The sequence below is a fragment of the Neisseria gonorrhoeae genome (assembly GCF_013030075.1).
GTDB classification, from domain to species: domain Bacteria; phylum Pseudomonadota; class Gammaproteobacteria; order Burkholderiales; family Neisseriaceae; genus Neisseria; species Neisseria gonorrhoeae.
In genome coordinates, this window is the sequence record NZ_AP023069.1 from 1,599,337 (window position 1) to 1,619,981 (window position 20,645).

At 50.5% G+C, this 20,645-nt stretch carries 16 protein-coding genes and 2 pseudogenes; 13 read left to right on the forward strand and 5 right to left on the reverse strand.

The genetic code is table 11. The features are described from left to right. Nucleotides 1-194: 194 nt before the first annotated feature. The 10 genes and pseudogenes from HT085_RS08380 to HT085_RS08425 all read left to right on the forward strand — a co-directional run bounded on the left by HT085_RS08380 (nucleotide 195) and on the right by HT085_RS08425 (nucleotide 13,285). Nucleotides 195-863 carry a C40 family peptidase gene (locus HT085_RS08380; protein WP_003697500.1) on the forward strand — a complete coding sequence of 223 codons (669 nt, stop codon included), beginning with the start codon at nucleotides 195-197 and terminating at the stop codon, nucleotides 861-863. Between the two features lie 18 nt (nucleotides 864-881). After that, nucleotides 882-1,100, forward strand: coding sequence for a hypothetical protein (locus tag HT085_RS08385; RefSeq protein ID WP_003691795.1), 219 nt, complete (start codon nucleotides 882-884; stop codon nucleotides 1,098-1,100). Nucleotides 1,101-1,244: 144 nt separating this feature from the next. Then, complete coding sequence (locus HT085_RS08390) at nucleotides 1,245-1,589, forward strand: CidA/LrgA family protein (protein WP_003691797.1); 345 nt, start codon at nucleotides 1,245-1,247, stop codon at nucleotides 1,587-1,589. Next, nucleotides 1,589-2,281, forward strand: coding sequence for an LrgB family protein (locus HT085_RS08395; RefSeq protein WP_003691799.1), 693 nt, complete (start codon nucleotides 1,589-1,591; stop codon nucleotides 2,279-2,281). The genes HT085_RS08390 and HT085_RS08395 overlap by 1 nt, the downstream gene beginning before the upstream one ends. Nucleotides 2,282-2,347: 66 nt before the next feature. Further along, the gene (gene argJ / locus HT085_RS08400) at nucleotides 2,348-3,568 is read left to right on the forward strand and encodes a bifunctional glutamate N-acetyltransferase/amino-acid acetyltransferase ArgJ (protein WP_003691802.1); all 1,221 of its coding nucleotides are present in this window, start codon (nucleotides 2,348-2,350) and stop codon (nucleotides 3,566-3,568) included. 59 nt (nucleotides 3,569-3,627) lie between these two features. Then, nucleotides 3,628-5,036: pseudogene (locus tag HT085_RS08405) on the forward strand (chloride channel protein). Nucleotides 5,037-5,223: 187 nt separating this feature from the next. Next, complete coding sequence (hrpA, locus tag HT085_RS08410; RefSeq protein ID WP_003689635.1) at nucleotides 5,224-6,615, forward strand: ATP-dependent RNA helicase HrpA; 1,392 nt, start codon at nucleotides 5,224-5,226, stop codon at nucleotides 6,613-6,615. A 67-nt stretch (nucleotides 6,616-6,682) separates the two neighbouring features. Continuing rightward, nucleotides 6,683-8,185, forward strand: coding sequence for an SIR2 family protein (locus HT085_RS08415; RefSeq protein ID WP_025455914.1), 1,503 nt, complete (start codon nucleotides 6,683-6,685; stop codon nucleotides 8,183-8,185). Nucleotides 8,186-8,411: 226 nt separating this feature from the next. After that, nucleotides 8,412-9,989 carry a lipooligosaccharide phosphoethanolamine transferase gene (gene lpt3 / locus HT085_RS08420; RefSeq protein WP_171000415.1) on the forward strand — a complete coding sequence of 526 codons (1,578 nt, stop codon included), beginning with the start codon at nucleotides 8,412-8,414 and terminating at the stop codon, nucleotides 9,987-9,989. A gap of 65 nt (nucleotides 9,990-10,054) precedes the next feature. Next, on the forward strand, nucleotides 10,055-13,285 hold the full coding sequence (locus tag HT085_RS08425) for a DUF3418 domain-containing protein (protein ID WP_012503929.1): 3,231 nt from the start codon (nucleotides 10,055-10,057) through the stop codon (nucleotides 13,283-13,285). A 119-nt stretch (nucleotides 13,286-13,404) separates the two neighbouring features. Here HT085_RS08425 and HT085_RS08430 read toward each other — a convergent pair whose 3' ends face one another. The 5 genes and pseudogenes from HT085_RS08430 to HT085_RS08450 all read right to left on the reverse strand — a co-directional run. Next, entirely contained in the window at nucleotides 13,405-14,367 is a 963-nt protein-coding gene (locus HT085_RS08430; protein ID WP_082277468.1) for an IS110-like element ISNgo2 family transposase, read from the reverse strand. Nucleotides 14,368-14,878: 511 nt separating this feature from the next. After that, nucleotides 14,879-15,238 (reverse strand): hypothetical protein, encoded by a 360-nt coding sequence (locus tag HT085_RS08435; protein ID WP_003689732.1) that lies wholly within the window; start codon nucleotides 15,236-15,238, stop codon nucleotides 14,879-14,881. A 120-nt stretch (nucleotides 15,239-15,358) separates the two neighbouring features. Next, entirely contained in the window at nucleotides 15,359-16,444 is a 1,086-nt protein-coding gene (locus tag HT085_RS08440) for a zonular occludens toxin domain-containing protein (protein ID WP_003691565.1), read from the reverse strand. Between the two features lie 9 nt (nucleotides 16,445-16,453). Then, nucleotides 16,454-16,744 carry a DUF2523 domain-containing protein gene (locus HT085_RS08445; RefSeq protein ID WP_047917922.1) on the reverse strand — a complete coding sequence of 97 codons (291 nt, stop codon included), beginning with the start codon at nucleotides 16,742-16,744 and terminating at the stop codon, nucleotides 16,454-16,456. Then, nucleotides 16,723-17,673 (reverse strand): annotated as a pseudogene (locus HT085_RS08450) (IgG-binding virulence factor TspB family protein); the annotation flags it as partial. The gene HT085_RS08445 and the pseudogene HT085_RS08450, both read right to left, overlap by 22 nt. A 203-nt stretch (nucleotides 17,674-17,876) precedes the next feature. Between HT085_RS08450 and HT085_RS08455 the strand changes: the two are divergent. The 3 genes from HT085_RS08455 to HT085_RS08465 all read left to right on the forward strand — a co-directional run bounded on the left by HT085_RS08455 (nucleotide 17,877) and on the right by HT085_RS08465 (nucleotide 20,520). Continuing rightward, complete coding sequence (locus HT085_RS08455) at nucleotides 17,877-18,161, forward strand: DUF2523 domain-containing protein (RefSeq protein WP_003689770.1); 285 nt, start codon at nucleotides 17,877-17,879, stop codon at nucleotides 18,159-18,161. After that, nucleotides 18,162-19,349, forward strand: coding sequence for a zonular occludens toxin family protein (locus HT085_RS08460; protein ID WP_003689773.1), 1,188 nt, complete (start codon nucleotides 18,162-18,164; stop codon nucleotides 19,347-19,349). 214 nt (nucleotides 19,350-19,563) lie between these two features. Next, a complete protein-coding gene (locus tag HT085_RS08465; protein WP_003691812.1) occupies nucleotides 19,564-20,520 on the forward strand; it encodes an IS110-like element ISNgo3 family transposase in 957 nt (318 codons plus the stop codon). Nucleotides 20,521-20,645 lie beyond the last annotated feature (125 nt).

Sequence of the window (20,645 nt, forward strand, 5' to 3'; positions counted from 1 at the left end):
GCGAAAACAAGGCGGACGGCGGATGCGCTTCCCAAATTCTCAATAAATTATATAAAAATCAACATATTAACTCAATCTAACAAGCCGTTTTTTGCCAAACAGCCGTTTTTTTATATACAATCAACAAGATATTTTCGACTGATACAGCATAACATCGCACGGCGGCACGATGCCTCCTGCGCGGAAACACCGATATGGATTCTTTTTTCAAACCGGCAGTTTGGGCGGTTTTGTGGCTGATGTTTGCCGTCCGCCCCGCCCTTGCCGACGAGTTGACCAACCTGCTCAGCAGCCGCGAGCAGATTCTCAGACAGTTTGCCGAAGACGAACAGCCCGTTTTACCCGTCAACCGAGCCCCCGCCCGGCGGGCGGGCAATGCCGACGAACTCATCGGCAGCGCGATGGGGCTTAACGAACAGCCCGTTTTACCCGTCAACCGAGCCCCCGCCCGGCGGGCGGGCAATGCCGACGAACTCATCGGCAGCGCGATGGGGCTTTTGGGTATTGCCTACCGCTACGGCGGCACATCGGTTTCTACCGGTTTTGACTGCAGCGGATTCATGCAGCACATCTTCAAACGCGCCATGGGCATCAACCTGCCGCGCACGTCGGCGGAACAGGCGCGGATGGGCGCACCCGTTGCCCGAAGCGAATTGCAGCCCGGGGATATGGTGTTTTTCCGCACGCTCGGCGGCAGCCGCATTTCCCATGTCGGACTTTATATCGGCAACAACCGCTTCATCCACGCGCCGCGCACGGGGAAAAATATCGAAATCACCAGCCTGAGCCACAAATATTGGAGCGGCAAATATGCGTTCGCCCGCCGGGTCAAGAAAAACGACCCGTCACGCTTTCTGAACTGATTTCCCAAGGAATACGCAATGAGTATGCCCGAAATGCCCAAATGGTACGGCGATGACGGACAGATCGTATCCTGTACCGAAAAGGTCAAAGTAATGGCCGAAAACATGTCTGAACTGTACCAAACAGCACAGGATGCATTTGAAGACGCGTTGCTGATGGGTTGCGGCGAACGGCAGTTGCGCGCTTACCTGCTCGCGCTGATTGAAGGTTTGGAAAATCCCTACCGCAAAGTCTGAACACGCCCCGGTTGCTGCGGCACGGTTTATCCGTGCCGTTTTTGCGTTTGTGCGCGGCTTCGGCTTTTCAGACGGCATATTTGACGTTATGATTAAACAGTTAACAAGATTTATCACAACGCCGTCAAAAGACAGACACACAACATGAACACCATCCGCGCGCTCCTCATCATCCTCGGCTGCCTCGCCGCCGGCGAAACCGCCGTTTTCCTAGCAGGCATCAAACTGCCCGGCAGCATCGTCGGCATGGGCGTGCTGTTTGCGCTTTTGCAGGCGGGTTGGGTCAAAACGTCTTGGCTGCAACAGCTTACCGACGCGCTGATGGCAAACCTGACGCTGTTCCTCGTGCCGCCCTGCGTGGCGGTCATCAGCTATTTGGATTTGATTGCCGACGATTGGTTTTCGATACTGGTTTCCGCCTCCGCCAGCACTTTGTGCGTACTGCTGGTTACGGGCAAGGTTCACCGCTGGATACGGAGCATTATCTGATGAGCGAAATCCTCAGGCAGCCCGGCATCCTGCTTTTCCTCACGCTTGCCGTGTACGCGCTTGCGATTATCGTGCGCACGCGCACGGGCAATATCTTCTGCAACCCCGTACTCGTCAGCACTATCGTGCTGATTGCCTACCTGAAAATCCTCGGTATCGATTATGCGGCGTACCACAACGCCGCGCAATTCATTGATTTTCGGCTGAAACCCGCCGTCGTCGTGCTTGCCGTGCCGCTCTACCAAAACCGCCGTAAAATCTTCAACCAGTGGCTGCCCGTCATCGTTTCGCAGCTTGCGGGCAGCGTTACGGGCATTGTTACGGGGATGTATTTTGCCAAGTGGCTGGGCGCGGAACGCGAAGTCGTCCTCCCGCTCGCGTCCAAATCTGTTACCAACCCCATCGCCATCGAAATCACCCGCTCCATCGGCGGCATTCCCGCCATTACCGCCGCCACCGTCATCATTGCCGGTCTGGTCGGACAGATTGCCGGTTACAAAATGTTGAAGAACACGGTCGTCATGCCCTCGTCCGTGGGTATGTCGCTCGGCACGGCTTCGCACGCGATGGGCATTGCCGCCTCGCTCGAACGCAGCCGCCGCATGGCGGCATACGCGGGGATGGGGCTGACGTTCAACGGCGTGCTGACCGCGCTGATTGCGCCGCTGCTTATCCCCGTTTTGGGGTTCTGAACCCGTTTCAGACGGCATTTCAACCCATGCCGTCTGAACGCCGACACACTCGCAAGGAGAACCGTTATGGCTGTCAACCTGACCGAAAAAACCGCCGAACAACTGCCCGACATCGACGGCATTGCCCTCTACACCGCCCAAGCAGGCGTGAAGAAGCCCGGGCATACCGACCTGACACTGATTGCCGTAGCCGCCGGCAGCACCGTCGGTGCAGTCTTCACGACCAACCGTTTCTGTGCCGCGCCCGTCCACATCGCCAAATCGCACCTTTTCGACGAAGACGGCGTGCGCGCCCTCGTCATCAACACGGGCAACGCCAACGCGGGTACGGGCGCACAGGGCAGAATCGATGCTTTGGCAGTGTGTGCCGCCGCCGCCCGGCAAATCGGCTGCAAACCGAACCAGGTGATGCCCTTCTCCACCGGCGTGATTCTCGAACCGCTGCCCGCAGACAAAATCATCGCCGCCCTGCCCAAAATGCAGCCTGCCTTCTGGAACGAAGCGGCACGCGCCATCATGACCACCGACACCGTTCCCAAAGCCGCCTCGCGCGAAGGCAAGGTCGGCGACCAACACACCGTCCGCGCCACAGGCATTGCCAAAGGCTCGGGCATGATTCATCCCAATATGGCGACCATGCTCGGTTTCATCGCCACCGATGCCAAAGTTTCCCAACCCGTCCTCCAACTGATGACGCAGGAAATCGCCGACGAAACCTTCAACACCATCACCGTTGACGGCGACACCAGCACCAACGACAGCTTCGTCATCATCGCCACCGGCAAAAACAGCCAAAGCGAAATCGACAACATCGCCGACCCGCGTTACGCCCAACTCAAAGAATTGTTGTGCAGCCTTGCGCTCGAACTCGCCCAAGCCATCGTCCGCGACGGCGAGGGCGCGACCAAGTTCATCACCGTCCGCGTCGAAAACGCCAAAACCTGCGACGAAGCCCGCCAAGCCGCCTACGCCGCGGCACGTTCGCCACTGGTCAAAACCGCCTTTTTCGCCTCCGACCCCAACCTCGGCAGGCTGCTCGCCGCCATCGGTTATGCCGACGTTGCCGACCTCGATACCGACCTCGTGGAAATGTATCTCGACGATATTTTGGTTGCCGAACACGGCGGACGCGCCGCAAGCTACACCGAAGCACAAGGGCAGGCGGTGATGTCGAAGGACGAAATCACCGTCCGCATCAAGCTGCATCGCGGACAAGCCGCCGCCACCGTCTATACCTGCGACCTGTCGCACGGATACGTTTCCATCAACGCCGACTACCGTTCCTGACCCGACACGGCTTCAGACGGCATACATAAAATGCCGTCTGAACCGTCGGACAACATACCATGACCTCCACATTCCCCCGCCGCCTCGCCCGCAAAATCCGCCAAACCCGCCGCCTGTCGCGCAAAAGCATCGCCTTTCTGTTCCTTCTGGCAGGTTCGGCACTCGTCGCCCTGACCGCACTGTTTTTTGCCCATCTTGCCGATTTTGCGCTGGAACTGAACGCCAAACTGGTTCAACAATACCCGTGGTTCGCATGGATTGCCCTGCCGCCGGGACTGCCCGTCATCGTCTGGCTCACACGCAAATTCGCCCCCTTCACCGCCGGCAGCGGCATCCCTCAAGTCATCGCCTCACTGTCGCTGCCCTACGGCGCACAAAAAACGCGGCTGATACGCCTCGGGCAAACGCTGCTGAAGATTCCGCTGACCTTTTTGGGTATGCTGTTCGGCGCGTCCATCGGACGCGAAGGCCCGTCCGTGCAGGTCGGCGCGGCAGTAATGGGCGCGTGGGGCGCGTGGTGCAAAAAACACGGTTTGGCGTTTAAGGGTATGCAGGAAAACGATTTGATGGCGGCGGGCGCGGCGGGCGGTTTGGCAGCAGCGTTCAACGCGCCGCTGGCGGGCGTGATTTTCGCCATTGAGGAACTGGGGCGCGGCATCATGCTGCGCTGGGAGCGGCAGATTCTGCTCGGCGTACTCGCCGCCGGTTTCATACAGGTCGCCATTCAGGGCAACAACCCGTATTTTTCGGGTTTCAACGGCGGCGTTTTGGAAAATATTTTGATGTGGATCGTGGCGGCGGGGCTGGTTTGCGGCGCGGCTGGCGGCATATTTGCCCGTATGCTCCATCGCGGTGCGGCGGCGTTTGCACCGCGCAAGATACGCGGCTTCATCCGCAACCGTCCGCTGCTGCTGGCGGCACTGATGGGGCTGCTGCTCGCCCTGCTCGGCACGTTCTACCAAGGCAAAACCTACGGCACCGGCTACCACGAAGCCGCCCAAGCCCTGCACGGCATCTACGAAGCCCCGTCGGACTCGCCGCCGCCAAATGGCTCGCCACCGTATTCAGCTATTGGGCAGGCATCCCGGGCGGCATTTTCACTCCCTCGCTGACCATAGGTGCGGTTTTGGGCGAGCATATCGCCGCCATCGCCGACATATCGCAGGGTGCAAACATCATCGTCCTCATCTGCATGGCGGCATTTTTAGCGGGCGCGACACAATCGCCGATTACTTCCGCCGTCGTCGTCATGGAAATGACCGGCGGGCAAAGCCTGCTGTTTTGGATGCTGATTGCCTGCATTTTCGCCTCGCAGGTTTCGCGCCAGTTTTCGCCGCGTCCGTTCTACCACGCATCGGGAATGCGCTTCCGCCGGCGCGTGCTTCAGGAAACCGCCGCCCAAACCGGCAATGCGCCCGCAAGACCGCAAGCCGCAAACAGCAAAACGGGAATGCCGTCTGAAAATTAAAACGCCCCCGATCAAACGCCGGCAGCCGCCTTGATTCAAATACCGTTCCGCTGCGCTTGAAATTTCAGCAACAATGCCGTCTGAACGACAGAATGCGGTTTTCAGACGGCATTTCCCCATCCCGATATTGTTCAAACAAAACCGAAGCGTTTGCTATAATTGCACTTTTTACCGCACACGCACGCCCATGTTTCCCGATTTCTCCCAAACCCTCTCCAAAGACCGCCACTTCCTGCAATCCGCCTTCAAAAATCCCAACAAATACGGCGGCTTGTCCAAAATCGAAGAAAAATACCGAAAATCGCACGAAATCTTCTTGAAACGTTTGGCCGCATTGCCAAAACCCGAATTCGACAACACCCTGCCCGTTCACGAAAAACTCGAAGAAATCAAAAAAACCGTTGCCGAAAATCAGGTAACGATTATCTGCGGCGAAACCGGTTCGGGCAAAACCACGCAGTTGCCCAAGATTTGTTTGGAACTCGGGCGTGGGGCGGCAGGATTGATCGGGCATACCCAGCCGCGCCGTTTGGCCGCGCGTTCGGTGGCGGAGCGGATTGCCGAAGAGCTGAAATCCGAAATCGGCAGCGCGGTCGGCTATAAAGTGCGCTTTACCGACCACACCTCGCGCGATGCCTGCGTCAAGCTGATGACCGACGGCATCCTGCTGGCGGAAACCCAGACCGACCGTTATCTCGCCGCCTACGACACGATTATCATTGACGAAGCGCATGAACGCAGCCTGAACATCGACTTCCTCTTGGGCTACCTAAAACAACTCCTGCCGCGCCGCCCCGATTTGAAAGTCATCATCACATCAGCCACCATAGACGCAGAACGCTTCTCCCGACACTTCAACGGCGCGCCCGTACTGGAAGTGAGCGGGCGCACCTATCCCGTCGAAATCCTCTACCGACCGCTGACCGGCAAAGACGAAGACGACGCAGAAGTCGAGCTGACCGACGCGATTGTCGATGCCGCCGACGAATTGGCACGCTACGGCGAAGGCGATATTTTAGTATTCCTGCCGGGCGAACGCGAAATCCGCGAAGCGGCAGAAGCCCTGCGCAAATCCACACTGCGCCGCAATGACGAAATCCTGCCCCTGTTTGCACGCCTGTCGCACGCCGAACAGCACAAAATCTTCCACCCTTCAGGCGCAAAATGCCGCATCGTGCTGGCGACCAACGTCGCCGAAACCTCGCTCACCGTGCCGGGCATCAAATACGTCATCGACACCGGCCTCGCGCGCGTCAAACGCTATTCCGCGCGGGCAAAAGTGGAACAACTTCACGTAGAAAAAATCTCCCAAGCCGCCGCCCGCCAACGCTCCGGCCGCTGCGGACGCGTCTCAGCAGGCGTGTGTATCCGACTGTTTTCAGAAGAAGATTTTAACAGCCGTCCCGAATTTACCGATCCCGAAATCGTCCGCAGCAACCTCGCCGCCGTCATCCTGCGCATGGCATCGCTGAACTTGGGCGACGTAGCAGCATTCCCGTTTTTAGAAATGCCCGACTCGCGGTATATCAATGACGGGTTTCAGGTGTTGTTGGAATTGGGGGCAGTGGAGGTTGTCTGAAAACAGGCAGATCGGGCGTTTATGCCCAACGAGAACCTTATTGTCACTATTATTAGGGATTAATACAATGAATATAAAAGAATTTATGTCTAACTATACCAACCATCCCGTTCTCTTTATTGGAACAGGTATGAGTTTGAGATACTTAGATAATTCATATACTTGGGATGGTTTATTATCTAAAATTGCAATAGATTTATTTGGAGATGATAGGGAATATTTGAACATCAAATCACGGTACTGTGAAGATGGTAGATTCCAATATGAAGAGATTGCAGAGGAATTACAAAGTAAATTTGATAAAGTTTTAGAAAATGACCCTGATGGTAGATTTAAAGAAATAAATGATAAGTTCTTTGAAAATATGAGGGCGGGAAACACCTTGAGCAGGTTTAAGATTTATATATCCACCCTGCTCTCACAATTGAATTATAAAGATAATTCTAATACAGAATTATCTGAATTAAAAAAAGCGAGAAAAAATGTAGGGTCAATCATTACAACAAATTATGATAAATTAGCCCAAGATATTTTTGAATTTAACCCACTAATTGGTAATGATATTCTTTTAAGCAACCCTTATGGCTCAGTATACAAAATACATGGTTGTGTGGACGATCCATCAAAAATTATTATTACCAAAAAGGATTATGAGAAATTTAAAGAAAAATATGAACTTATTAGAGCCCAACTATTATCGTTATTTATTCACAATCCAATCATATTTCTTGGATATAATGTTGGTGACGAAAATATCAAAGAAATTTTAAAAACAATCTTTACTTATGTAGAACCAAACTCTCCTTCAGCTAATAAAATTCGTAGGAATTTTTTACTCGTAGAATATGAACCTGAGTCTAACAATGAAGATATTGTTGAACATGATATAGATATAACTGGATTCTCTACTATCCGTATTAATAAAATCAAAACAGATAACTTCTCACAAATTTATAAAGCTCTTGCAGAACTAACACTACCAATCTCAGCTATGGATGTACGTAAATTTCAATCTATAGCAAAGGAGATTTATACTGGCGGTAACATTAAAGTTAGCTTTACGGAAGATATGGACAATTTAAATAATAGCGATAAAGTGGTTGCTATTGGTTCAACTAAAACTATCAGCTACAACTTTCAAACAACATCAGAGATGATGTCAAATTATTTCAAAATAATTGAAGAGGAAAATTCACAACTTCTAAAATTAATAGATAAACATAGTATAGCATCTACGCAATATTTTCCTATTTATGGATTTAGTAGGATATGTTCTGATATACATAAAGAAGCTGTACTAAAACGCCAACAAAAAGAAAAATTAGATCATTTTATTGAAGAAATAAATAGGCGTTGTAAAAATAATCATTCATCCATCCAATCAATTTTAGATGATGAAAATATTTCAGACACATATAAAAACGATGCGATTGCTTGGGGAATATGGAATAACCAACTTTCAGAAGATGAGGTTGAAAATTATTTAAAAAATTTTGTGAATAAAAAAAATACGCACTATAAAAGACTACTATGTATGTTCGATTATAAAAAATATGCGGATACTGTCTAAACTCTAAAAAATAAGGTCGGGCATTTATGTCCGACCTACAAAACTATGCAAAACACTAAAAATCAAGCACGCAGCTCAGGCATTCATGCCCAACACAATCCGACAAATGACAAACCACTTTCAGACAACCTCGTTTTTTGAAAAACAATCTGTAAACAGATAGCTGCTGAAGAATACCGTTGCCGAGCCCCAAAACCCGTCCTGCAACTTTTATTGTGAACTGCCCATTATGAAAAAATCCCTTTTCGTTCTCTTTCTGTATTCATCCCTACTTACCGCCAGCGAAATCGCCTATCGCTTTGTATTCGGAATTGAAACCCTACCGGCTGCAAAAATGGCGGAAACGTTTGCACTGACATTTGTGATTGCTGCGCTGTATCTGTTTGCGCGTTATAAGGCAACGCGTTTGTTGATTGCGGTGTTTTTCGCGTTCAGCATTATTGCCAACAATGTGCATTACGCGGTTTATCAAAGCTGGATGACGGGTATTAACTATTGGCTGATGCTGAAAGAGGTTACCGAAGTCGGCAGCGCGGGCGCGTCGATGTTGGATAAGTTGTGGCTGCCTGCTTTGTGGGGCGTGGCGGAAGTCGTGCTGTTTTGCAGCCTTGCCAAGTTCCGCCGTAAGACGCATTTTTCTGCCGATATCCTGTTTGCCTTCCTAATGCTGATGATTTTCGTGCGTTCGTTCGACACGAAACAAGAGCACGGTATTTCGCCCAAACCGACATACAGCCGCATCAAAGCCAATTATTTCAGCTTCGGTTATTTTGTCGGACGCGTGTTGCCGTATCAGTTGTTTGATTTAAGCAAGATCCCTGTGTTCAAACAGCCTGCTCCAAGCAAAATCGGGCAAGGCAGTATTCAAAATATCGTCCTGATTATGGGCGAAAGCGAAAGCGCGGCGCATTTGAAATTGTTTGGTTACGGGCGCGAAACTTCGCCGTTTTTAACCCGGCTGTCGCAAGCCGATTTTAAGCCGATTGTGAAACAAAGTTATTCCGCAGGCTTTATGACGGCAGTATCCCTGCCCAGTTTCTTTAACGTCATACCGCACGCCAACGGCTTGGAACAAATCAGCGGCGGCGATACCAATATGTTCCGCCTCGCCAAAGAGCAGGGCTATGAAACGTATTTTTACAGTGCCCAGGCTGAAAACCAAATGGCAATTTTGAACTTAATCGGTAAGAAATGGATAGACCATCTGATTCAGCCGACGCAACTTGGCTACGGCAACGGCGACAATATGCCCGATGAGAAGCTGCTGCCGTTGTTCGACAAAATCAATTTGCAGCAGGGCAGGCATTTTATCGTGTTGCACCAACGCGGTTCGCACGCCCCATACGGCGCATTGTTGCAGCCTCAAGATAAAGTATTCGGCGAAGCCGATATTGCGGATAAGTACGACAACACCATCCACAAAACCGACCAAATGATTCAAACCGTATTCGAGCAGCTGCAAAAGCAGCCTGACGGCAACTGGCTGTTTGCCTATACCTCCGATCATGACCAGTATGTGCGCCAAGATATCTACAATCAAGGCACGGTGCAGCCCGACAGCTATATTGTGCCTCTGGTTTTGTACAGCCCGGATAAGGCCGTGCAACAGGCTGCCAACCAGGCTTTTGCGCCTTGCGAGATTGCCTTCCATCAGCAGCTTTCAACGTTCCTGATTCACACGTTGGGCTACGATATGCCGGTTTCAGGTTGTCGCGAAGGCTCGGTAACAGGCAACCTGATTACGGGCGATGCAGGCAGCTTGAACATTCGCAACGGCAAGGCGGAATATGTTTATCCGCAATAAGCAGCGTGAAAACCAATAAAGACAAATTTAGATGATGTCGGGGAAGATGCCCGACCGACAAGACTATGCAAAATATGAAAAACCAAGTACGCGGATCAGGCATGGATGCCCGATCCAACCCGGCCAATGTTTCAGACGGCCTGCAAAACAGTTCGGGCCATATCGGTACCAACACGCGCTACCGCCTGACCAAGCTCGGCGAACAAATGGCGCGCCTGCCCATCGATCCGAAAATTGCGCGCATTTTGCTGGCGGCGAAGAAACACGACTGCATGGCGGAAATATTGGTGATTGCGTCTGCGCTGTCGATTCAAGACCCGCGCGAACGGCCGCTGGAAGCGCGCGATGCCGCGGCCAAGGCGCATGAACGCTTTACCGACAAGCAATCCGATTTCCTTACCTACCTGAATATTTGGGACAGTTTCCAGCGCGAGCGCGACAAAGGTTTGTCCAACAAGCAGTTGGTGCAATGGTGCCGTCAATATTTTCTGTCGCACCTGAGGATGCGCGAGTGGCGCGAGCTGCACCACCAGCTTGCCCAAACCGCGATTGAAATGGGCTTGACCACCAAAGAAGCTGCGTTTAGACGACCTCCCGAAGTCAAGCAACTGACGTCGTCTGAGAATGCGGGCGACCAAGACCTATCTGCCAAACTCAAACAAAAACAACTGGATAAGAAACAACACCGCACCCAAATCCGCGCTACCAAAGAAGCGGGCTACGAACAAATCCACCGCGCCCTGCTCACCGGCCTCATCGCCAACGTCGGCATGAAATCGCCCGACAGCAACGACTACACCGGCGCGCGCGGCAGCCGCTTCCACCTTTTCCCCGCCTCCGCCCTGTTCAAAGCCAAGCCCAAATGGGTGATGGCGGCAGAATTGGTTGAAACCACGCGCCTTTACGCGCGCGACGTCGCCGTTATCCAGCCCGAATGGATCGAGCAGGAAGCCCCGCACCTTGTCCGCTACCATTATTTCGAGCCGCACTGGGAACAAAAACGCGGCGAAGTCGTCGCCAGCGAACGCGTAACGCTTTACGGCCTGGCCGTATTGCCGCGCCGCCCCGTGTCTTACGGTAAAGTTGCGCCCGAAGAAGCACGTGAAATCTTTATCCGCAGCGCGTTGGTGGCGCAGGAATACGATTTGAAAGCGGATTTTTTTGTCCACAACAAAAAGCTGATTAAAGAAATTACCGAACTCGAACACAAATCGCGCAAGCAAGACGTATTGGTCGATGACGAAGCCCTGTTTGCGTTTTATCACGAACGGCTGCCCGATTTTTATATGGCGGATTCGGTTTCAGAGGGCCTGTGTCCTGCAAATCCGCAGCAAACCACCCCCTCCCCCGTGGGGGAAGGCTGGGGAGAGGGCAAAACAGTTGCCGCACAAACCAACTTTTCCGCAACCTCAGCAAGCCCTCTCCCTAACCCTCTCCCACAGGAGAGGGAACAGAGTGCCTCAGTTTCAACGGTTTCAGGCAGTCTGAAAACAATGTCTTGCGAAGCAAGGCTGAATTTCTGCGAAGCTAAAACTAAAACCGAAAGCAGCCTGCACTCCCAAAGGCTATCTGAAAACTACACCCCGCCATTTTCAGACGGCCTGCGTCCTGCAAACCCCCAGCAAACCACCCCCTCCCCCGTGGGGGAGGGCTGGGGAGAGGGCAAAACAGTTGCCGCACAAACCAACTTTTCCGCAACCGCAGCAAACCCTCTCCCACAGGAGAGGGAACAGAGTGCCTCGGCTTTAACAGTTTCAGATGACCCCAAACCCAAAAAGCAGCCTGCATCTCAAAAAGGCCGTCTGAAACCTTTGCCCCTTGCCGATATCCGCACCTTTGAAGCCTGGCTCAAAACCGCCGAGCGCGACAACCCGCGCCTGTTGTTCCTCAGCCGCGACGACCTCATGCAGCACGCCGCCGCGCACATCACCGAAGAACAATTCCCCAAACACTGGCAGACCGCAGACGGCAAATTCAAACTCAGCTACCGCTTCGAGCCGCACCACCCGCTCGACGGCGTTACCCTCACCCTGCCGCTCACCGTGCTCAACCGCATCAGCCCCGCCGCCCTCGAATGGCTCGTGCCCGGCATGATACGCGAAAAAATCCAGCTACAAATCAAAGCACTGCCCAAACAAATCCGCCGCATCTGCGTACCCGTACCCGAATTCATCACCCAATTTTTAAGCCAAAACCCCGACCGCAACGCCCCCATCCTGCCCCAGCTCGCCCAAGCCATCGCCAAAACCGCAGGCGACATCCGCATACTCGAGCAAATCAACCAAGACGAATGGGCCGCGTTCAGGCTGCCCGAACACTGCTATTTCAACCTCCGCATCATCGACGACGGCGGACAAGAGTTAGCCATGGGTCGCGATTTAATCCAAATCCAACAACAACTTGGCAAAGCCGCCACCACCACCTTCCGCGACAACACCCAAGAATTCGAGCGTGACAACGTTACCGCATGGGACATCGGCATCCTGCCCGAATCCATCAAATTCGCCCGCGGCAAACAACAGCTCACCGGCTACCTCGGCCTGCAAAAAGAAAAAGACGGCCGCATCGCCCTGCGCCTGTTCGACACGTCTGCCGCCGCCGGACACGCCCACAGATTAGGCGTGATTGAACTCATGAAACTACAACTAAAAGAACAAGTTAAAGATCTGAACAAAGGCATCCAAGGCTTCACCCAAGCCGCCATGCTGCTCAAACACATCAACGCCGACACCCTGCGCGACGACCTCACCCAAGCCGTCTGCGACCGCGCCTTTATCGGCGAAGACAAGCTGCCGCGCAACGAAAAAGCCTTCAAAGAACAAATCAAACGCGCCCGCAGCCGCCTGCCCGCCGTCAAAGAAGCCCTCAGCCGCTACCTGCAGGAAACCGCAGCCGCCTACGCCGAACTGAACGGCAAACTCGGCAAACACCCATTGACCCACCTCCTAAGACTACGCCTGCAAACCCTGCTTGCACCCGGCTTCGCCACCCGCACCCCGTGGGCACAATGGCCGCGCCTCCCCATCTACCTCAAAGCCATGACCCTGCGCCTCGAAAAATACAGCAGCAACCCCGCCCGCGACGCAGCCCGCGAAGCCGATATCCAAGAGCTGGAACAAATGTGGCAGGAAAAAACTGACGGCTTGGCGAAACAAGGACAGCCCGTTTCAGACGGCCTCGCCGCGTTTAAATGGATGATTGAAGAATTGAGAGTGTCGCTGTTCGCGCAGGAGTTGAAGACGCCGTATCCGGTGTCGGTAAAGCGGCTGTTGAAGATGTGGGAGATACTACTTTAATTGACAACAGCATCTTTACAATTCATTTTCAACCCATTGAATTTCAATATTTGAAAATTCACCGGATTTCAGACGCGGCAAAGCAGGCATTTAAAAAATGCCTTTTTTCCTTTCGGGATTTACGCCGATTTGTAACGCGATGGATCGTAATCTCCGCCTTTCTTATGTACGTGATACGCAATAACGGCGAGTTTACGCATCAATGCTGCGATGATGACTTTTTTAGGCTTCTTCTTTTCTTCCAGCCTTTTGATGAAGTCGGGAAATGCCCTTATCCGGTATGCGACCATGGCCGGCATAAACAAGACGGCGCGTAATTTCCTGTTGCCAAACTTGGTCAGTTTGCCTTTTCCCCTTACGCTTGTCCCGGATTCTTTTTGTTGCGGGCTTAAGCCTGCGAACGCTGCAAATTTGTTTGATGTTTCAAATTTCGAAGATGTTAGATGATGAAACAATACGGCTGCGGTCATTCTGCCTATTGCCGGTATGGTTTCAAGACGCTTCACGCCTTCCTTGCAGTTAGGCTTCTCCGTCTGCTCTTTTATCTTCTCCTTTAAAACTTCAAGCTGTTCATTCATGGCTTTGATGATTTGCGCATATGCTTTGGCCGCTTCTTCATCTTTTGCCGCGTGATGACGGTTTTTCATTGCCGCGCATTCGCTTTTGATTTGCGCGTATGCTGCGGTCATCCGTAAAAGCCTGTATTGCTCGTCCGTAGGCTTCTGCCTCTTTACAAGCTCGCTTTCCTGCGCCGACCGGCAATACTGCGCTATCAGCTTTGCATCCTGTTTGTCTGTTTTGGTTCGCTTGAACCTGCTTTCTGCATACTTGCTTATTTTCAGCGGGTTCACTACGTAAACGCTGTAATACTGCGCGAAGTAGTCGGCAACTTCTTCATAATAGTTTCCCGTTGCCTCCATGCAGATATGCAGATTCTGACATCCCAAGCTTTTCAACCGGTCCGAAAACTGATCTAAACCTTTTGAATCGTTGTCAAACTTTGCCGAATGCTCCGTTTTGCCGACCATGGCGGATGCGTCAAATGTCAGCTTGGATATATCCAATCCTACGGCGTTACGCATGGGATTACCCTTATATATTCAGAATCTGTGTTCTTTGATACTACTCAATTTCACAAACAAGAAAACCGCCCGCCTATTCTCGTCATCAAACTTTAAGTTTGTGGTTTGTTCAGGCCGGACGGTTTCGGCAAAGGGTAGCTATTCCTTTGCCGTGTCTGATTTTATTTGGGTTGCAGGTTTTGGTAAAGATTCCTGTTGCGACCCGAATGTCTGATTTTTTTTAGGCGTATCTCAGTCCGGAATCACTCCGTTAGTGGGTTTGCGGTATTGAAAAACAGTTCATAAAAAAGGAAAAGGGGGTATTCGTAAAGATTGGGTAACGCACCCAATCTTTACAAAGCTTCCCCCTTTTCCTTTTTTATGAACTGTTTTTCAATACCGCAAACCCACTAACGGAGTGATTCCGGACTGAGATACGCCCAAAAAAAAACAGCCATTCTAGCAGTTAACCCCCTTCACTCCGCCCAAGCCATCCTGAGGGGTAGTGGCTGAATTTGTGATTTTGGTTTTATCAAACAAAATATTTGACTGAAGTCACATGGCGGTCGTCATATGGGGGTTCCTTCGCACCCAAAAAATCGACCGCGTAACGGTTTACTAAAACTTCATCGTCCTTAAACTTTTGGTGCTTTTTCCGGCAATATTTTCTGAACTCCGTTAAATTTGACGGCAAGAACCCGCAACCGTCTGCACCGTAAATGTAATCAACTTCAAACAAACTGTCTTTCCGGGCAAGCCGACCATCTTTAAGCCAGAACATAGGCTCGAAATAAAAAACTTTCGACGTGTCCGGGAACTTATGGAGACGGAGAACACGTGTGAAATCCCCGTTTTCATCTACAATTTTGATATATCTTGGTTTGTGAATCATGACATCCTCAGATTTAGTATTCAGAATATGATTTTAAAAAGAACTTTCTGCTTTACGACTCCGCCGCCGATTCCTTCAAACGGTTTTCCGCGCTCTTCAGTTGTCGTACATTAAATTTTATTAGGACTTTCCGCCCATTACGAGAACTTGGGGCTTGTCCGCTTTCGCGGACTGTGCCGCCTGTTCCGTCCTTTGCCGTTCGTCCTTGTAAGGATTGAAAGGCAACCCGTTTTTCACATATTCTTTACACATTATCTTTGTTATTTCTTTCAAGGGTGTTCCTTGATTTGAATAGCATGTGCAATCTGATTTTCCGCCGTCTATGCATCCGGCGATTTGCTCAAAGGTTTTTACTTGTCGGACTGTGTTATAAATAGGCTTGCTTTCGGGCTTTTCGGGCAAAGTCGGCACAAAGTCTTCAGGTTTCAGATTGTCGGAATGCTCAAAAGGCGCTGTTTCTGATGATGCCGTCTGCTCCGTCATCGTCTGCACAACGCTTTCTTTTTGCGCTTCCTGCTCAATCCGGCTGTCTGTGGCTTTGCTGTAAACTTGAAACATGCCGTAACTTTTCCAGCCTACAAACCCTACAACCGCAATCAACGCCCAAACCGCCCAAGGCACTTTTTTCTTGAACTTTTGGTGCCGGCTTGATGATTTATAGTATTTGAAGGCTTCTTTAGGCGGTTTCCAATTTGCGGCTTCTACGCCGCTTACGCCCGCGGGATTGTCCAACGAGGTTACGCATTTATACCAATAATACTGTTTCATGCCGATTGCCTTGCGTTCAAGGTGTACATGCTTTGAAACAAGGTTGCGGACGAATATATCAAGTTGGCTCGGGTGCCGCGTCATCAAAATGACGGTATGCCCGTGATGGCGGAGTTCTGTCAGTTCCTGAATATAGGGCGGAACGGGACGGCCTGCCGCGCGTACCGGGTAAGTGTAGTGCGCTTCGCCAACAATCAGCACCGCGCCTTCCGGTATGACATCACGAAGCGGGGCGGACATGATTTGCCCTTCCGCCAGTTCGCGGGCATTGAATTTTCGTTTGTCCAATCCGTCGATATGGCAGAAATAAAGCGGCCGGTCTGCCTCCGTGCCGTCTTCCAATTCCATTTTGAACAATCCGTCTTCGTTGTTCAAAATCATAGAGACGACGCGGGGGGTTTTGCCTGCCCCCATGTTTCCCGTAAACAGATAAATCATGTTTCTACCTCATCCCGGAAAGACAAACGTCAGTTTTTTGAATGCGTGCATACCAATGAAGAACGAGAATGCGCCGAACAGGCAGCCCAACCCCTGACCGAATCCCGAAATTAAAAGAAGGTTCAATATGTCGGAAGGCATGGAATTGATCGCATTTGCCGTGTAGCCTTTGAACTTTTCCAGTGCGGCGAGATACCCGGCATAGGTTACGAATGTCAGACCTGTTGCAAGGATGATTCTGACAATCAGCATTTTCAGAAGTATGCCTAAAAGTGGAATCAGGCCGGCAAGTAATGGCATTTATTCCCCCCCAACGAACCGAAAACGACAAAAGCCGACATAATGATAAAGGCGAGCAGTACGGCAAAACGGATTTTTTCGGCAAACACGCACAACGGTTCATAGCTTGCCCGATATTGCCTGCCGAAAACATGAAAGGTTTTCGGCTGCGGACATACGCCGTTAGACGGTAAAAAGTTATGTGAAGACCATGTTTTATCGTCTGTAACCTGCGGTATGCTTATATCGTGAAACATGCGGTCCGAAGGTTTGCCCATCTCCTGACAGGCTAGGATTTCCGGAAAATAATCGCACGAAAGCCCGCCGTCTTCGCCTTCTTTCCTTTCTTTGCGATGCCTGCCGTTTGGGCGGTCCGGAACGGCCGGGGAATCGGGGCTTGTTCCGGGCTGTCCGTCCGTATCGGGATTTGCATCGGGATTCAAATCGGGGTCGGGTTCGGGATTGGGGCGCGTGCCGGGGTTCTCATCGGGGTCCGGGTTGTTTGCGGGGTTTTCGGCGGGCGATACTTCGGGCGGCGGCTGTGCGTGAGGTGCTTCCGCGCTTGCGGGCGTGAGGTCGGGACGCGGGATTACTTGTACATCCGCCGTGGTGTTGCCTTGCGCGTCCCTGCCGAATGTTGCGGCAACCTGAACGGGATTCCCGTTCCTGTCCGTGACGGGCCCCATATTCACTTTTGTTCCGGGTGCGACTTCTACTTTTTCGGAATAACCGGGATATCCGGTTGCCTTTATGTATTTGTCGGGATCGGCATCGACTTTCAACGATAAAATCTCTTCCGGCTTTTTGGCATCCATTTCTTCTTTGTATTTCGGATTGCGGCCAAGGGAAAAAGAAGCCCCAGCTCTGAAATCATCACCTTTATTGACCGCACAACCTCCGCCGTTCCAATCAAATGTGCAACGATTTAAAACAAAATTATTCCAATCCAATTAAGCAACTTTAGCCAAAGGCAGGCGAAGCATCGCACTTTGCGGGCGAAGCCGCAAACAGCCGAGAAGCGCGGGGGGGGATTGGCGATAAGCGCGAGGGGGTGTCCCCACAGCGCTGCCGCGCCGCGAATGCGGAGCAATCTTTCAGATTAAGAAACATTTGTTTAATGAGGCAAACGTGCCTTTTAAGAAAGGGAGAGCAAATGAAATTGTTGGCCGCATTGATTCCGCTCTTGATGAGCGTCGCAGGCCGTATATTGACTGCATTAGGCTTGATGGCTGTTACCTATGCGGGTGTAGATAGATTGGCAGCCCATTTTCAACAGGCGATAACCCATAGCATAACGGGCGCGCCTCAAGCAATGTTACAGCTTTTCTATATAAGCGGCGGTGGTACTGTTCTAAACATTCTTTTCGGCGCAATCGCCTTTATTCTGTCCTTTAAACAAATGACAAAACTCGCAACCTCAATCGGGAAGAAAAAATAAATGGCAGAAATCTGTTTGATAACCGGCACGCCCGGTTCAGGGAAAACATTAAAAATGGTTTCCATGATGGCAAACGATGAAATGTTTAAGCCAGATGAAAACGGCGTACGCCGTAAAGTATTTACGAACATCAAAGGTTTGAAGATACCGCACACCCACATAGAAACAGACGCAAAGAAGCTGCCGAAATCAACCGATGAACAGCTTTCGGCGCATGATATGTATGAATGGATCAAGAAGCCTGAAAACGTCGGCGCAATCGTTATTGTCGATGAGGCGCAAGACGTATGGCCCGCACGCTCCGCAGGTTCGAAAATCCCCGAAAACGTCCAATGGCTGAACACACACAGGCATCAGGGCATAGATATATTTGTATTGACACAAGGTCCTAAACTCTTAGATCAGAACTTGCGAACATTGGTTAAAAGACATTACCACATTGCGGCCAACAAAATGGGTTTGCGTACCCTGCTTGAATGGAAAGTATGCGCGGATGACCCGGTAAAAATGGCATCAAGTGCATTTTCCAGTATCTACACACTGGATAAAAAAGTTTATGACTTGTACGAATCCGCAGAAATTCACACGGTAAACAAAGTCAAGCGTTCAAAATGGTTTTATGCATTGCCCGTCATCATATTATTGATTCCGCTATTTGTCGGTTTGTCTTACAAAATGTTGGGCAGTTACGGAAAAAAACAGGAAGAACCCGCAGCACAAGAATCGGCGGCAACAGAACAGCAGGCAGTACTTCCGGATAAAACAGAAGGAGAATCGGTGAATAACGGAAACCTTACGGCAGATATGTTTGTTCCGACATTGCCCGAAAAACCCGAAAGCAAGCCGATTTATAACGGTGTAAGGCAGGTAAGGACCTTTGAATATATAGCAGGCTGTATAGAAGGCGGAAGAACCGGATGCACCTGCTATTCGCATCAAGGGACGGCATTGAAAGAAGTGACGGAGTTGATGTGCAAGGACTATGTAAAAAACGGCTTGCCGTTTAACCCATACAAAGAAGAAAGCCAAGGGCAGGAAGTTCAGCAAAGCGCGCAGCAACATTCGGACAGGGCGCAAGTTGCCACCTTGGGCGGAAAACCGCAGCAGAACCTAATGTACGACAATTGGGAAGAACGCGGGAAACCGTTTGAAGGAATCGGCGGGGGCGTGGTCGGATCGGCAAACTGAAGAAAACGGCAACAGAGAAAAAAGACCCGTAAACCGTTTGAATATAGACGGCTTACGGGTCTTTGTTTCGCGCAAAGCAAGGGCTAAGGCAGTCAGGCAGCAAATCCCGCAATGTATTAAAACAGACGCGTAGAAATGCCGGCTGCCTTTATCCATCCTCAAAATTGAATATCATCCTAGCCGTATCAAGGCTGTATAAATAAGGAAAATACCAATGAATATAATCGGGTCGGACATCTCAAAGGACACCATAGACGCAACATTGCATAAAACAAACGGAAGTATCCATTACATTAAATTTAAGAATAATGATGATGGATTAAAACAGTTTAGATTGTGGATAAAGGGAAACAGAATCAGAAAAGTCTATATCGGCATGGAGGCAACAGGCATCTATTACGAAAAGGCAGCAGATATGCTTTCTTCCTACTATACCGTTTACGTTATCAATCCCTTAAAAATCAAGGACTACGGAAAAAGCAGGTTTAACCGCACCAAAACCGACAAAGCAGATTCAAACCTGATAGCAGATTACATAAAAAGGCATCAAGATACATTGATACCGTATCAGATACCCAAAAACAAAGCACTGCAAAAACTGATTAATCTTAAAAACCAATTACAGCAACAGCAGAAGCAAATTAAAAACCGTCTTCATAGCACTGAAGAAGACTTCATAAGGAACATACATCAAGACTTGATAGATACCATACAGGACAAGATGGAACAGGTAAAAATAGCCATATCCGAACAAATCAAAAAACAAACGGACAATAACCATTACCGCAATCTTCAAACCATCCCGAGCATAGGCAAAGACACCGCATCAGTTCTTTATGCGCAACTGACAGAAAAACATTTTAAAACCGCAAACCAATTTGTATCCTATGCCGGATTAAGTCCCGCCATCATACAATCAGGGACAAGCGTAAGAGGTCGGGGCAGATTGAGCCGATACGGAAACAGACGATTAAAAAGTACGCTGTATATGCCCGCCCTTTGTGCTTACCGTTTTAACGCATTTCCGAAATTAATAAATAATCTGAAAAAAGCGGGTAAGCCAAAGATGGTAATTATCGTTGCCATCATGCGCAAACTGGCGAAGCCCGCCTATTACATTGTTAAAACCGGCCAGCCTTACGATGCGGAAAGACACCGATTGAATCAATAAAATTCAACAAAATTAAACGGTTGCGCGAATATATTTGTGTAACCGTGCATTTGCATATCGTAAATAAACGTAAATAAAAATAACAATATAAATCAGCATGTTGCAACTTTGTTTTTTATTTTGTG